The 15,309-nt window shown below is 46.1% G+C and carries 8 protein-coding genes and 1 pseudogene; 2 read left to right on the top strand and 7 right to left on the bottom strand.

The window, feature by feature from the left end; all coding sequences use genetic code 11:
• Positions 1-5: 5 nt before the first annotated feature.
• Positions 6-725, bottom strand: coding sequence for a hypothetical protein (locus MIC7113_RS17275; protein ID WP_015183453.1), 720 nt, complete (start codon positions 723-725; stop codon positions 6-8).
• A gap of 384 nt (positions 726-1,109) precedes the next feature.
• On the opposite strand from MIC7113_RS17275, the gene speA reads away from it, so the two are divergent.
• Positions 1,110-3,203 (top strand): biosynthetic arginine decarboxylase, encoded by a 2,094-nt coding sequence (gene speA, locus MIC7113_RS17270; protein WP_015183452.1) that lies wholly within the window; start codon positions 1,110-1,112, stop codon positions 3,201-3,203.
• 395 nt (positions 3,204-3,598) lie between these two features.
• Here speA and MIC7113_RS17265 read toward each other — a convergent pair whose 3' ends face one another.
• The 3 genes from MIC7113_RS17265 to MIC7113_RS17255 form a co-directional block, all read right to left on the bottom strand.
• A complete protein-coding gene (locus MIC7113_RS17265) occupies positions 3,599-5,827 on the bottom strand; it encodes a caspase family protein (protein ID WP_015183451.1) in 2,229 nt (742 codons plus the stop codon).
• A 662-nt stretch (positions 5,828-6,489) separates the two neighbouring features.
• A complete protein-coding gene (locus MIC7113_RS17260; RefSeq protein WP_015183450.1) occupies positions 6,490-8,352 on the bottom strand; it encodes a CheR family methyltransferase in 1,863 nt (620 codons plus the stop codon).
• Positions 8,353-8,354: 2 nt separating this feature from the next.
• Complete coding sequence (locus tag MIC7113_RS17255) at positions 8,355-9,008, bottom strand: chemotaxis protein CheB (RefSeq protein WP_015183449.1); 654 nt, start codon at positions 9,006-9,008, stop codon at positions 8,355-8,357.
• A gap of 415 nt (positions 9,009-9,423) precedes the next feature.
• On the opposite strand from MIC7113_RS17255, the gene MIC7113_RS17250 reads away from it, so the two are divergent.
• The gene (locus MIC7113_RS17250) at positions 9,424-12,618 is read left to right on the top strand and encodes a patatin-like protein (protein WP_015183448.1); all 3,195 of its coding nucleotides are present in this window, start codon (positions 9,424-9,426) and stop codon (positions 12,616-12,618) included.
• A 321-nt stretch (positions 12,619-12,939) separates the two neighbouring features.
• On the opposite strand, the gene MIC7113_RS17245 is transcribed toward MIC7113_RS17250, so the two are convergent.
• The 3 genes and pseudogenes from MIC7113_RS17245 to MIC7113_RS17240 all read right to left on the bottom strand — a co-directional run bounded on the left by MIC7113_RS17245 (position 12,940) and on the right by MIC7113_RS17240 (position 15,264).
• Positions 12,940-14,028 (bottom strand): adenylate/guanylate cyclase domain-containing protein, encoded by a 1,089-nt coding sequence (locus MIC7113_RS17245; protein ID WP_226883690.1) that lies wholly within the window; start codon positions 14,026-14,028, stop codon positions 12,940-12,942.
• Positions 14,020-14,391, bottom strand: a pseudogene (locus MIC7113_RS39260) (PAS domain-containing protein); the annotation flags it as partial. The gene MIC7113_RS17245 and the pseudogene MIC7113_RS39260, both read right to left, overlap by 9 nt.
• Before the next feature lie 123 nt (positions 14,392-14,514).
• Entirely contained in the window at positions 14,515-15,264 is a 750-nt protein-coding gene (locus tag MIC7113_RS17240; protein ID WP_015183445.1) for a DUF1995 family protein, read from the bottom strand.
• Positions 15,265-15,309 lie beyond the last annotated feature (45 nt).

Raw genomic sequence — 15,309 nt, 5'->3', positions numbered from 1 at the left:
CCTAACTATTTATCACGCATCAACGAAGAAAGAGAATATCGCTTGCGTAAATCCATCATGTCAGCCAGACTCTCCTTTCCCCCATCGAGAGGATGGCTCTGTTCGGGTGGCAATACGGTAATCTGAGCCAGAGACCGATCCTGGGTGACGATTGACGGGTTGATATCCTGGGATTTGGGTTTTGAATTTACCGACTGTGGCGGTCTAGGAACGGGACGGCTCTTGGGGGGTGGGTTCCGCCGTTTTTTGCGGATCGTTCCCACGGGTTTTAACCGTCTTGACTTTTCATAACTCTCAGCGGAGTACTTCAGGATTTGAGTCAGCAATAAAGACCCTCCTGCACATCCCAGAGCAATGGCACCCAACAGGGACAAAGGTAAATCTTGTTTAGGCGTGGATTCCTCAACACTCGTAAAAGGAACTTGTTCTGGCGTAGAGTCCTTTTGGGTCATTACAGGCGTTGGTTCTGGCTTCGAGGACTTCCAGATCTTGAAACTCGGCGGTTTTCCCGTGACCTTTTCAAAAGTCGTGTGAGGAGGTAAGGGTCGAGACCCCCCTTCCTCGATTGGCCCTGGGTTAAAAAGACCTAACGTTGCCACTCCCGCTAAAAAGACCAGCAGTACCCACAGTCCACCGCAAAAGGCAAACGGATGTTTGTAGAGCAACTGCTTAAATGCCTGTAAACGGTGTTGCAGTTCAGACGGATTACTAGATATGTTGAGCATCGACGCCCTTAACGGTCAGGATAATCTTGAGACATGGGTGAAGCGAAGCTCACGATTTAACGTACTGTTCGCATTGTTACAAGGTATTAGTCACCATGATGTGGGAATTCTAGCATGGCTTTCCTCTCTAGCCACTTCTTTATTTTTCACGATGAGCGCATTGCAGAGCCAAAATCAATGAGGCGGGTTGTGATAGCGACGGCTTAGGATAGCCAGTTTACCCTCGTTACGGGTGATAGACCCAAGGCTGAAACCCAAAGGTAAATTTTACCCGGCGATGTGAAACTAACCTCATTTTAAAATGTAAAATCTAAAATTCTTCGATCGCTAACAAATGCGCTAGAGTGGCGACAAGAGACAGTTATTGGTAAGGAATTCAAGAGAATGGGGGTAAAGTTGACGCCCAAAACAGGCAACATACTAGAAGAGAGCGCCAACGAGGATCAAACGCGACTCAAAATTAAACCCACGGCTGGTGTTGAACCCAATCCGCCCCATCCCCTATCTCCTACGAAATCCTGGACAATCGAGCACAGTGAGAAGCTTTATCGGATTCAGGGATGGGGAGAGCCATACTTTTCGATTAACGCGGCGGGTCATGTTACCGTTTCCCCCAAAGGCGATCGCGGCGGTTCTCTGGATTTATTTGAGCTCGTAGAGTCCCTGCGACAGCGGAATCTAGGATTACCCCTGTTAATTCGCTTTTCGGATATCTTGGAAGACCGGATTGAGCGGTTGAATGCTTGCTTTGCCAAAGCGATCGCTCGTTACAAGTACCCCGGCACCTATCAAGGCGTATTTCCCGTCAAATGTAACCAGCAACGCCATCTAGTTGAAGATTTAGTGCGATTTGGTCAACCGTATCAATTTGGTCTAGAAGCCGGTTCTAAACCGGAACTGATGATTGCTCTGGCAACCTTAAAGACGCCGAATTCCTTGCTGATTTGTAATGGTTACAAAGACCAGGAATATATTGAAACGGCTCTATTAGCGATCCGGATTGGGCACAAACCCGTGATTGTTCTAGAACAACTCGAAGAAGTGCCGTTAGTGATCGAAGCAGCACGGCGGTTGGGAATCGAGCCGATCCTGGGAGTTCGAGCAAAACTCACCACAAAAGGCACGGGACGTTGGGGAGAATCGGCCGGTGATCGCGCTAAATTTGGTCTAACCCTACCTGAAATCTTAAATTGTGTTGAGCAACTTGGTGCAGCAGGGATACTCCATTCCTTGCAATTGCTGCATTTCCATATTGGCTCTCAAATCTCTGCCATTGGGGTGATTAAGGATGCCATCCGAGAGGCTAGTCAGATTTACGTGGAGCTGAGCGCCTTGGGTGCGAATATGCACTACCTTGATGTCGGCGGCGGTTTAGCGATCGACTACGACGGTTCCAAAACCAACTTCTATGCCTCGAAGAACTACAACATGCAAAATTATGCCAATGACATTGTTGCCGAGGTGAAGGAAGCTTGTGAGGCACGTCAGTTAGGTGTACCCATCCTAGTGAGTGAGAGTGGACGAGCGATCGCCTCCCATCAATCGGTGCTTGTCTTCGATGTTCTGGGCACGAGCGATGTTCCATCAGAAACACCTGTGCCGTTGCAAGAAAAAGAACATCTGATTATCCGCAACCTGTGGGAAACCTACAGTAACATCAACGTCGAGAATTACCAGGAAGCCTATCACGACGCTCTCCAGTTCCTAGAAGAAGCGAAAAGCTTGTTTAGTCTGGGTTATCTCAGCCTGACCCAGCGAGCTAGAGCGGAGCAACTCTACTGGGTATGCTGCCACAAGATTCTGGAAATTGCCAGGACTCAGGACTACGTTCCTGATGACTTGGAAGACTTGGAAAAAACGATGGCGTCGATTTACTACGTCAACCTCTCCGTCTTTCAATCCGTACCCGATTCTTGGGCGATTGATCAACTGTTTCCAATTCTGCCCATCCATCGACTCGATGAAGAACCGACGCGTCGGGGGATTTTAGCGGATCTCACTTGCGACAGCGATGGCAAGATTGCCCAATTTATTGACCTGCGGGATGTCAAATCGGTGTTGGAATTACACCCTCTTAGAGAAGTCGGGGAGAGGGATTCATCGCCAATCCCGAATTCCCCCAATCCAAAATCGCCAATCCAAAATCGCCAATCCAAAGAACCCTATTACTTGGGTTTATTCCTAGCCGGTGCCTACCAAGAGATTATGGGCAACCTCCATAACCTGTTTGGTGACACCAACGCCGTCCACATTAACTTAACCCCTAGGGGCTACGAAATTGAACATGTGGTGAAAGGCGACACCATGAAAGAGGTTTTGGGTTACGTGCAGTACGATAGCGAAGACTTGGTAGAAAGTATCCGCCGTAGCACCGAGCAAGCTCTGCAAGAGAACCGGATTACCTTGGAAGAATCTCAATTGTTGCTACAAAACTATGAGAAGAGTCTGAGCCGATACACTTATTTGAATTGTCAATAATTTCTACAGGACTTACAGCGGATTGCACGTTTATAAAGTACAGGAATCGATGTTAGGGGAACGGGCAAAGCATTGGGTGAGAAAATCTTTTTAATTACAGCGGATTTCAATTTGATGAGGTACATTTTGACCCCCCTAACCCCCCTTATTAAAGGGGGAACTGTACTTCATTTACCTGAAATCTGCTGTAATTTATAGCTGATCGCCCAAATCCTTCGCCCCTACAGATGTGATCTATTTACCTGCAATCTGCTGTATACGGTATGCGGTTGATTACCCTTAATCAAAGCATGTTTGTAGTGAGCCTTCAGCGCCCACTGTGAGAGGACTAAAGTCCTCACTACAAACTGTGATTTTCTACTAAAGTTCTTTTTCCCTTTTGCCTTTTGCCTTTTTCAAATCACCTCAAAGGTAATCGACATTGCCGCCATCTGGCTGGTATCGACACTCTTAACCCCTTGACTTGGCTGTGCCGTGTTGGAACTTCGACTGCCGCGAGTCCCCCTGTCAATGTCATCCAGAAAACTGCCAATCACCTCCGTGGGTTCATTGGGAGTCAAGAATCCTCTGGTGTTTCCTCCTCGTGTGGCAACTTCCCGTAAGCCCTGAAGTGCCTTACTCATGGGCGTAGCACTGGCGATAATTAACGCTTCTGCCACTCCTTTCGGTTCTTGAGCTACAAGGGCAAAACTATCACCCTTGCTGGGGTCTGGAATCTGTATCGTCTGCCCCGCTTTGACTCGCATCACATCGTCGGTTGCACTCCATTGGTTGGGGAAGATTACCGAGATCTCACCCGTTGGATCGATTACGAGGATGCTGAGATAAAGATCGCGAGACTCCTTGTTGTTAATGCGAAACTGCACCCGTGTTCCTAGGGGTAACTTGCTGGCATCAGCAGGCAGGGGTTGAGTGGGTCGATTGGGGAAGGATGCTTGACCCACACTTCCTCGAACGGTGAAAGCGGTAGCGAGAACTTCCTTTTGATCTTCTCGATTCATCACTGCCGTTACGTTCAGGCGGGATGAATCGGAATTAAGAATGAGTTTGACCAGATGAGCGGCTAGCAGGGATTTAAACTTGGCTTGTAGGCGATTCGTGGCAGCGCTTACCGATTCATCCGCCGCACCGAAGGAGTCAGGAATTAACTCTAGTCCAGGAGTGAATAAGCCAACACTGCCAACTGGAGGCAGTTTCGTAACTCTTTGTTGTTGCAACTGTCGGGAATAAGCATCAGTCATCCGCCCGAAGATGTAATGCACTTCCTTTTGTTGCAGGGGTATGGCTTCAATGCGCCGAATGGATTGTAGAGCTTGTTTGGCGGCTGTTGCGTCATTGCCGAGGGAGGGATCAATCCCAATACATAAAGTGACATCGTTGGCAACCCCGCGCACTTGTTCTTGCAAAAATGCTCCCGGTTGGGCTTTCCCCAAGAGTTTGCCCCGCCCAATTAATGTTTCTGCTTGGCGCGATTCCAAGACGACTTGTCCTTGAGGGTTGCCTTGGGAATCGATAATGGAGAAAATGGTTCCTTGCTCAAAGGCTTGCAGACTTTTGGGGTTAACACCCCCCAGCCACAGTTGAGCGAGATCGCCTTCTACCCCCAAAATCACGGCTTCTGCCGGTGGCGTCTGTTGCTCAACAAAGTAGACGTTGCGCTGCTTATAGTCGCTGTTTGGCTTAACTTCAGCTAAGGGGTCTTGCCCTGTAAACGAGGCTTTTTTGGTACTTCGAGCCACATTAACCACCACACTCCCCAGTGTCTCACTCCTCGTTTGCTGCCACAGATACTGGGTCATGATATAGGTAAACGCACCCGCATAAATATCGTTGAACGCGGCATCGGCTGCCACTTGTTCGGGTTTGGTGGAGGCAATCACCACGCCTTTCGCCACCCCTTGACGGCGGAGTCGCTTAAATTCATCCGGTGCAAGATTCACCATCGACAGCAACCGCTGCTGATATTCTCGTTCAGTATTGGCAATTTGAAGTTGATCGCCACCTCTGAGCGATCGCACTTGGAGATTTCCTCTCGTGCCGCCTCCGGAGTGGCAGCTATCGAGGACGGCGGTGACGTTTTCTGTTTTCAGGGCGTACATCAGTAGAAACAAGGTGTGCCCCATGATATCTTGCACCACGTCTCCTGACCCGCGAGTTCCCGTGGCGGCGACACTATCAACGGGCACAAAGGTACTGTTGAGGCAATTGGGTGCATCACAATCTGGGTCACGCACTTGGGAACCATGTCCGGAGAAGTGATACACCACCACATCCCCAGGTTGAGCTTGCTTAATTAGGTGTTCCTCAAAGGCGGTGAGGATGCCTTGACGGGTGGCTTGTTTATCCGTCAGGGTAAGGATGTTTTTGGGATTGAAGCCAAAGCGGCTGATCAGAAGATGTCGCTGCAAATCCACATCAGTGATACATCCCCGCAAGGCACTATATTCACCGGTTTCAGGATATTCATTAATTCCAACGAGCAAAGCCAGTTTACGCGGTGTCCCTTGCGCGAGAGCACGACCGTAGCGATCGCCTGCTCTTTGAAGATCCAGTTGGCTTAAACCCAGAGTCGCAAGCAGCGAAGCCGTAGATTGCAAAAAGTGACGACGTTTGATGCGAGGCATATTTTAACAGTTTTACAGCGCACACAGAAGCAAAATCAGAGCACACAAGCCGATGCTTTGAGCAGGCATCGCTATTGCAGAAACAGTATGAGTCCACACGATATTAACCCATAGACAGATTTTATCGTTTCAAACAATCAGTCTCCAGTCGTATTGTGAGGGCACCCTTGACTCAAGCCGTCTGTTCCAGAAAGTTTTTCGATTATTACAACACGTTAATGAGGCTAAATTTTAGTAAATTGTCGGTTCCCTCCCCGAAATTCAATGCTAATTTTTTAAATAGGCACAACGAAGTCAGAGAACCTTCGTACTAAATCCTGGGATTCGAGCTTGTGCCAAGCCTGCTCTAATCCAGCGCTGCTCCTCAAGAGAAGACACCTGAAAAAATCTGGTCGTGTCCGCCGCGCTTGAAATTCCTCATTGATCGTTCTAATGGGTTGGACATTTCACCAAAATCTAGGTCTTTTGTGACAGAATTCGGGTGTAAAACAAACTGAAGGTAGTGGCGTTATTGAGTCCACCACTAGTTGATGCAAATCTATTGTCTTGCTTTCCTGTTTTATCGTTAACTATCTCGATTCTGACTGGTAATTATTACTGTATAAACCCGCCCCAAGTAGGCGGGTTCGGTGTTTTTTCGGGCAGGATGACTCTGGAGCATTTTACGGCTGTTGTTTGTTGCTCACGTCTTCCATTAAAAGAATGATGCCTTGTTGCTGAGCCGCCACAATCAGGGGTGTGCAGATCACCCGGCAACGAATGGCTCTGCCACGGCGGTTAATCGCGTCTAATACCATGTCTCGGTAATTCGATACTCCAGTCTGACACTCACGGACGGGTTCCCTAAGTTGCTCTAGGGGCAAGCCCAAATCTAGGTCAAAGAAGAAATATCCTTCAACCTCACTCGCGGGAATTCCCCATAAATTGACGGCTTCACCGTTCCAAAGTTGAACAGAAAGGCGGTTGTTTAAAACGACCATCCCCATCTGTAGACTGGTAAGAATGGATTCCAAAAAGGCGTTAGCACAGTTGAGTTCATCGGTGCGAGCACGCAGTTCGTCATTCGTGGCTTGAAGTTCCTCGTTAGAAGATTGGAGTTCTTCATTAATGGTCTCCAATTCTTCGTTAGTACTTTGGAGTTCTTCATTGGTGGTTTCCAATTCTTCGTTGGTACTTTGGAGCTCTTCGTTGGTGGTTTCTAGTTCTTCGTTGGCACTCTGAAGTTCTTCGTAAGCCGTTTCCACTTCCTGAGTGGAACGTGAAAGTTCCTGTTGCAACTGGTTGTAGCGTGTTGCATCCTGGAATACCACTAACACGCCCAAGAGTTCACCCTGAGTATCCATTAAAGGGAGAATCTCAATGTCTAACCAGATGGGATTACTCTCGCCCACTTTCGAGAATTCCACATGATTGAGCTGGATGGGGCGGCGTTCGGTGTAAGCTTTTTGGATCAGCGATCGCAGTTCAGCCGGTCGATATGAGACTTCTAAATCCTGTAGAGGGCGCTCCAAATCTGAGTTGGAGATATTAAACCAAATGCGAGCCTGTCGGTTGGCGATGGCTAGCTTACCATGGATATCCACCACAATTTGGGCGATGGGTAGACTCTCGATGGCTTCATCCCGCAAACGGATATTTCTGAGTGTATGGTTACCTATCTCGGTGTTGCCCGCTTCTGCAAGAACAAATTGACGATCGCGCAGTGTCACGTGGGAGAGTTTGGCAAAAATTCGATACTTGAGGTTAACCGGTGTGAAGAGATTGGCATGAGTCAGCAGCATCTCCGCCTTGCCCACAAATAAAAATCCCCTGTCTTTGAGAGCGAAGTGAAAGCGGGCGAGGACACGCGATTGAGTCTCCGCATTGAAATACATCAGGGTATTGCGGCAAATCAGCAAATCTAGATGCCCAATGGGAGCATCCTGAACCAAGTTATTGCGACCAAAAATCACACATCGGCGCAAATCATGGCGGAATATGTAAGCACTGCGTGTTACCTCGAAGTATTTCTCGCGCAGAGGTTCGGGAATATTTCCTAATTGTCTGGCTGTATAAGTGGCAAGGCGACCATAAGTAATAGCGTCTTCATCCAAATCGGTGGCGTAGATTTTCACCCGCGATCGGAATGCCTCTTCTCCAAGAATTTCCGCCAGAATGATAGCAATGGTATAGGCTTCCTCACCGGACGCACAGCCAGCCGTCCAAACTCGAATGAGTTCATTGTCTGGCTTCATTTCCAGAATTCGGGGAATTATCTCTTGAGTGAGATAGTTCCATGCGGGTAAATCCCGGAAAAACGTAGTGACGTTCAACAATAGAGCATCAAATAGATGGTTGAGTTCGAGTGGATTTGCCTCTAGGTAATCCAGATACTGCGTAAACGACTCTGCCCCCACGATTTGCATCCGCTTTTTCGCCAAGCGCATCAGTGACGGACGCTTATAACCGGTGAAGTCGAAACCGCGAGTTTGTTTGAGATAGTGCAGTAATACTTCAAAGGTTGGATCGTCTGGAGTTATAGCCATACCTAGTTGTTTTCGAGCTGTCCGTACACGACTAACTGGGTAATAGCCTGACCAATTTTATCCAGGGGTAAGACCCAATCCACGCAGCCGGTGGCAATGGCAGCCGCAGGCATTCCCCACACTTTCGATGTTGCTTTATCCTGTGCAATCACCTTGCCACCCATTTTTTTGATGGCTTGGACTCCCCTGGAACCATCGCCATCGCCTCCGGTTAAGACGACTGCGATCGCTCGTTGTTGGTAGTGTTCTGCAACCGACTCAAATAATACCTCAGCCGCAGGGCGCACAAAATGCACTTTTTCCGTTTGGGAAAGGGAAAGACTGCCATCCCCATTCACCAAAAGGTGATAGTCGGGTGGGGCAATAAACACCTTACCAGGACTCAGGCAACATCCTTCCTCCGCTTCCTTGACTTGCAGGGACGTGCGGCGGTTCAGGATTTGCGCCATTAGGCTGGGATGCCGAGGGGACAGATGTTGCACTACCACAATTGCAACGGGAAAGTCAGACGGTAAGGCAGATAGAACCTGAGTTAAGGCATTTAACCCATCTGCTGAGGCGGTTAGCGCAACCAGATCAAAGACGGGAGAGGTAGGGCTTTGGGTTGAAGAGATTTTGCTATCATTTTGATTTGGTTTTTCAGGATTGGTAATCACTGTTTATTATTAGTTTTATTTTGAAGTGGGTTGTTATTTAAATTAACGTTTTGCAGATATTCAAGAAGGTCAAACAATTTTTCTAGCCCTTCCCTATTGTAAGCTTTTATACCAGCCATCTTGACAAAAACAACCATCTTTAAGTAGAGCAAGTTATGACTCAGGGGTGCTAGGGTTAATGGGCAATAAACAAACAAAGATATTACATTCTAACCCCGCCCGCCAAGGTGGGGTCTTTCATTGACCTTCCACACTAGGAGTGGGGCATTGAGGCATTGGGGCATTGGGGCATTGGGGCATTGGAGCATTGGGGCATTGGGGGTATTAGGGGGATGGTAAAAGATGTGTGTTTAATGTCAAGATTGGGTTTGGAGAAAAATAAAATACCCTTTCTTGGCAATTGCAAAGCGAATCCATGTCTGACTACACCTTTAAAAAACCCAACTTTCGTCGAGAAATTCGCTTAGGACTGGTTGTTTATGGCGGGGTTTCACTCGCCATTTACATGAATGGAGTCTGTCGGGAATTTTATAATGCTGTACGCGGTCGGGGCATCTATAAACTGATTAAAGCCCTTACCGATTCGGATATTGTTGTCGATATTATATCGGGAACTTCAGCCGGGGGAATTAATGGTGTTCTTCTCAGTTACGCTTTGGCAAACAGCAATTTAAGGGAAGTGGTTGACTTTGCTGATTTTGCTGATATTTGGCGAGAAAGTGGCGATATCCTTAAACTTCTGCGGGAACCGAGTGCGACTGGGACAAAAGTTGAGTCAGTTTTAAATGGAGAAGATTACTATCAAAATCAGCTCAAAGAAGCCTTTGAAAAGGGCTATTACAATAAGCGTTCTGCTCCTCCTGGTGAATGGGTATCTGATTTTAATGAACTTGATTTGTTTGTGACAGGAACAGATGTTTTAGGACGAATTTATAAAACTTTTGATGATACGGGAAGTGTAATTGAGATTAAAGACCATCGAGCTGTGTTTCAGCTTAAACATCGCCGGGGTCGAAAGGAGCCTTTTAATCTTAAAAATAACCAGGATTTAATTCCAGTTTTTCCAGAAGAAACTTGCCAAGCTTTGGCTAAACTTTGTCGAATTACTTCTTGCTTCCCCGTGGCTTTTCCGGTTGTCGAAGTGGAATTAAAAGGAAATAATCGAATTGATCAAAAGTTAGTAGAGTGGGGGCAACTTGATCAACGTGAGTTCGTCAATCATCCCCAAATTCCAGGGTATCAATTATATTTCATAGATGGCGGGGTATTGGACAATCGTCCATTTAGTTACACCATTAAGGAGATGTACTATCGCACAATCAACCGTCCTGTGGATCGCAAATTATTTTATATCGATCCCAGTCCAGATCGGTTTATTGATGAGGATGATTTTAAGAATATAAAGAAGCCCAATACTTTACAGATTCTCCAAGAGTCTTTAATCGGAATACCTATGTATGAAAGTATTGGGAATGATTTAGAAGCCATCAAAAGTCATAATGAGAAGGTGAGGCGTTACAAGACTCTGCTTGCCGATACCCAGACTCCCACTGATTCAGCAATGGCAACGCTAGAAGCGATCGATATTGAAGAGACGATTTATTTGCGAAGTCGTTTGATTAGCTTGCGCGATCGCGTCCTGCCTCTAGTATTGAGAATGGAGCAAGATTTTAGAATAAATTCTGAAAAAAAGGCTTATTTAGATAAAGCCGCTAATATTTTAACCGACCAAATTACAGGGGAAAAAGAAAAGGCAAAACAAGATAAAATTCGCCAAGCGTTTGAGAAACAAATTCGTAATTTAGATATTGAATATAGCTTAAGAAAGCACTTTTATCTAATCCAAATTCTTTGCCAACGCCTGGAAACAGAGTCCAATTTAATCGAGTATCAAAAACTTCGTTATTTATCCGAGAGCATATCGCGTCAAATCAAACTACTAGAAGTGATTCGCGCTGCTTTAAATCAGTTATTAAGTAAACCGATAGTCAGTGATTCATTTTATCAATTGCTGGCACAATCCAAGCCAGATAATCAGATGCGCGGTATTTTTTATGAGCGCTTGCTGCGACTTCACCGATTTTTACTGGATGCTGTTGGATTAGATAACTTTTTACCCGATACAGGTTCTGATTTAGAAGAAGTATCAGCCAATATTTTCCAAAACTTACCCTTAAAGGCTACGGAGCCATTTTATAACGAATGGTTATCTCAAAGCCGGATTTCTTCCATTCTGCTGCAATTTAAACAAAAAATTAATAAGCTACAAAGCGAACAGGAGATTGAACAACGGATTTGGAAAAATTCTGCCTTTAATTATGACTATCAAGAAAATGAGTATTTTGAAACAATTTTACGCAAGGTAGAACTAGCATCAGAAAGTTTAATTGCAACCAGTCAGTTAATTGCCCAGGAAGAAATCCTAGCTTCTTTTCAACAATTTAGGTATTTAGATAAAGTATTGTATCCCTTTGAATACCTAATGAATTTAACGGAAAAGGAGCTGATTGAGACGATTCGGATCAGTCCCAATGATGCGAAACTGGGATTAGGAGAAGGGAAAACCCTAGAAGATAAATTGGCGGGAGATACCTTATTTGCTTTTGGTGGATTTTTTAAGAAATCTTGGCGTTCTAATGATATCCTCTGGGGACGCTTGGATGGACTCAACCGGATTTTTGAAGCCCTGTTAACCCCTGAATCCGTGAAAAAATTTCCAGAATTTTTAGAACGTCAGGGTAACTGCCGCAGAGGGACGCTAGAGTTTGAATCTTTTACCGATAATTATTTAGAATTTTTGTTGGATGAGTCCTTGCCAAATATTCTGGAAACCCAACGAAACCCAATTATTAGCTATCTTAAGAAACTAGCGTACCCCGAAAAATTGACGGAACAACAACTTCAATTGACGATTGATGGATTACTAAGAATTTTAGTATTGGAAGGGCATCGCGAAATTGTAAGTGCCGATTTATCGAACGTTCTCCAAGATGAAATTGCCGAGCAACTCAATTGGAACCGACAGCGACTCAAACCTAATACTTCAGCTAGCAATCAAGGTAAATTAACTCGTATTGAGGAGGAAGAAAGACCTCAATATTATCCAGTCGCCGGGTACTTTGAGCGCCGCGTGAGTGCGCTAGCTGCTGCGAGATTAGCAGAGGAAGCCATTATCAATTTATCCCAGGGGAATAGTGAGAGATTTTTTCGAGAAAAATATAATGTGGGTCAAGAGACGGTGTTCGATAGTATTCCGCGCATTATCTTGGCGAATATTTTAACCCAGTTTGCTCTAGTTTTGAGAAATGTCGTCTTAACGGCATTAGGTAAGCGCGCCTCAATCTTACGGAAAAGTCTCACCTATAATATTTTCGATAAGTCGCTACAACTATTCTATGGGTGGCTGCAATTTACAGGCCCCTTAGCAGTTCAAACGTCTAAATATCGACCGATTTTCTTACTGTTTCAGCTCATTTTACTCCTGGTTGCCATCGCGGGTGTAGCAATTGTTGTTTGGAAATCTTGGGTTTGGGTGATGATTGCGATTAGTGCAACTCTGCTGTTTTGGTTGCTGGAAATTATTCGGAAAACTTCATCTCGCAGAAGTTAGCGATCGCACTGATAGGGTATTCTCACATCTTGCAGCAGTCGCAATAACCCGCCAGGGAATTAATTCCTGGCTAATAGCTCAAGTCGTCTTCATACGACTGAGTAATACCAATTGGGTTTGAGTTTGTCACATAAGCTGTTACGCATTTAATTTGTCTATTGAGGCTGCGGGGGGGCAGGGGAGCTGGGGAGCTTGGGTGAGGATTTGAGCGTTTTTATCCTGGTTTAAAATGTACAAGTTAAATGCACTTTAGCTTATTCTCTCTTGCTCCCCCCTTCATAAGAGGGGCAGGGGGAGTTGAAGTGAACATTAAAGCAACAACTAACTCTTCCTGTCGATTAGCCAATAAGTCATCATTTTCCCTTTGCCCTTAACCTCGATCGCACCCCGTTCTTCAAATACAAACTTATCCTGCAAACGCTCTTTGGTAATAGCTGTAACTTGAATTTTTCCAGGCAATCCCAATGATTCCATCCGGGAGGCAACATTAACGGCATCACCCCACAAGTCATAGCTAAATTTTTTAATCCCAATCACACCCGCTACAACTGGCCCAGTATTAATGCCGATGCGAATTTGGAAGGATTTACCTTGTTGGGTTTGGAACTTCCCAATAGCTTGCCGCATATCCAAAGCCATTTGAGCGATCGCTTCTGCATGATTATCCGTTGGTACCGGCAATCCGCCAGCCACCATGTAGGCATCACCAATAGTTTTAATTTTCTCAACCCCGTGCTTTTCTGCTAATTGGTCAAAAACTGAAAATATCTGATTTAACAGATTGAGCAATTCTAAAGGGGACATTTGAGCGGCTAGGGGAGTAAAGCCGACAATATCAGCAAATAAAATAGTGGCTTCAGTAAATTGTTGAGCCAATGAACCTTCAAACTGTTTCAATTGGTCAGCAATCGGCTTAGGCAAAATATTCAATAATAGCCGTTCCGATTTTTGTTGTTCCAAACGTAGGGCTTGTTCGGCTTTGATGCGATCACTAATATCCGATTGAATCCCCACAAAATGAGTTAATTTCTTGTCTTCATCATAAATAGGTGAAATCGTTAGTTCATTCCAAAAGGGGGTTCCATCTTTCCGGTAATTCAGTAGAGTAACCGCGCAGTGTTCTCCAGCTTTAATCGCCGCACGGAGTTGTGCCACAGCAGGCTGACTGGTTTCTTTGCCTTGCAAAAAACGACAGTTATAACCGAGTACCTCAGCGGCAGAGTAACCGGTGATTTGCTCAAAGGCAGGATTCACATAAATCAACGGCATACCCGGTAATCGAGTATCGGCAATCACAATTCCGACACGGCTAGCCGCGATCGCCTGATCCCGTAACTTTACCGATTCCTGTAACCGGGTGCGATACGCGCCACTGCCTCCCCAATTGCTTTCTGTGACATCTTGAGCGATGCCATGGCTGAAGCCGTTTTCATAGGAGGATAAGCGCCAAGACAGCCAACGATAGCTGCCATCTCGGCAACGGTAGCGATTTTTCAGTTGGATCGGAGTATGGCTTGCCTTGAGAGTATGACATTGACACTCCATCTCAAAGGTGAAGGCAACATCGTCGGGATGGACAAAATCTAACCAAGGACGCGATCGCAATTCCTCCAGTGTCCAGCCTAAAACCGTTTGCCAAACACAGTTGAGTTCCCGGAAATAACCATCCTTGCCACGGACGCACAACAAATCTAGAGAAAGATTAAAAAAAGCTTGGAGAGAAGCCTCCCTACTGGCTAGGTTTGGCTCACTCTCCTCACACGAAGGATTCATCTGATGTTTCCAGGGAAAGATATACGTCGGTTGTTGCACCCTCAACCGGAAATTCCTGTTTTCTTCCTATTATTGCATTTTCCTAAGATGTCTGGAAATTGTCACACTTATCTGAAACAGCCTTCATCGACTCAGTGCATTCAAGAAGCGCTGGAGATTGGTCAGTAACCCAGGTTTTTTAATGGCAGATGCTGTTGTTTCGCCTTCACCCGTCTCGCTACTACCCATCGCTTTGGTAAGAATTAGCTCCAGAGCGTCTCCGGCAGGTCTTTGTGGCTCTTCAGCAATGAGCTGATACTCATCATCGATTTCTAGCCAAACTTGCCACAGTCCAGGGTATGAGCGCAAGATCGCCGCCGGATCGATGGGTCGGAGGTAGTAACAAGGCTCGATGGTACTGAGCAATCGCTCACGCAGCTTACGTGCCGCCATGCCAATCCCAACAATAGAGATATCTTCTAACTGGGGATTGAGTAAAACACAGGGGCGATCGCCGGCCAAATTACAGAGGGTTTCCACTTGAGCCACTTCCACTGCCGAAGGTGCAACGAGCAAGAACGCCTTGTCCTCTGCCTGGATTTTGTTGGTGATGGGTGAGCGGGAAGTACCGACATCACTGATTTTAAAGGGTACCTCACCCCAATCCCGACGAGCCAGAGCCGCTGCACCGGTATCGGGAAACAAGACTTTTAACCCTGAGCCATACTCCTCAAACAAGGGAATAAATTGTTGTGCGATCGACTGAGCTTGGAGGGCAATTTCTGGAAATACCAGTTCCACTTGCAACCGGGTACGACCGTCATTTAAAGCGGATTGAGTTGCCTCTTTGGCTTGGGTGATGGCTTCTTCAAGGGTTTTAGGAAGCTCTGCCATAATCGTTTTTTTACTTCATTGTTAAATTGGCTACTAAAAGTAGTA

It is taken from the genome of Allocoleopsis franciscana PCC 7113, assembly GCF_000317515.1.
In the GTDB taxonomy this organism is placed as follows: domain Bacteria; phylum Cyanobacteriota; class Cyanobacteriia; order Cyanobacteriales; family Coleofasciculaceae; genus Allocoleopsis; species Allocoleopsis franciscana.
The sequence above is the reverse complement of the archived record's forward strand: the minus strand, read 5'-3'. Positions and strand labels throughout refer to the sequence as shown.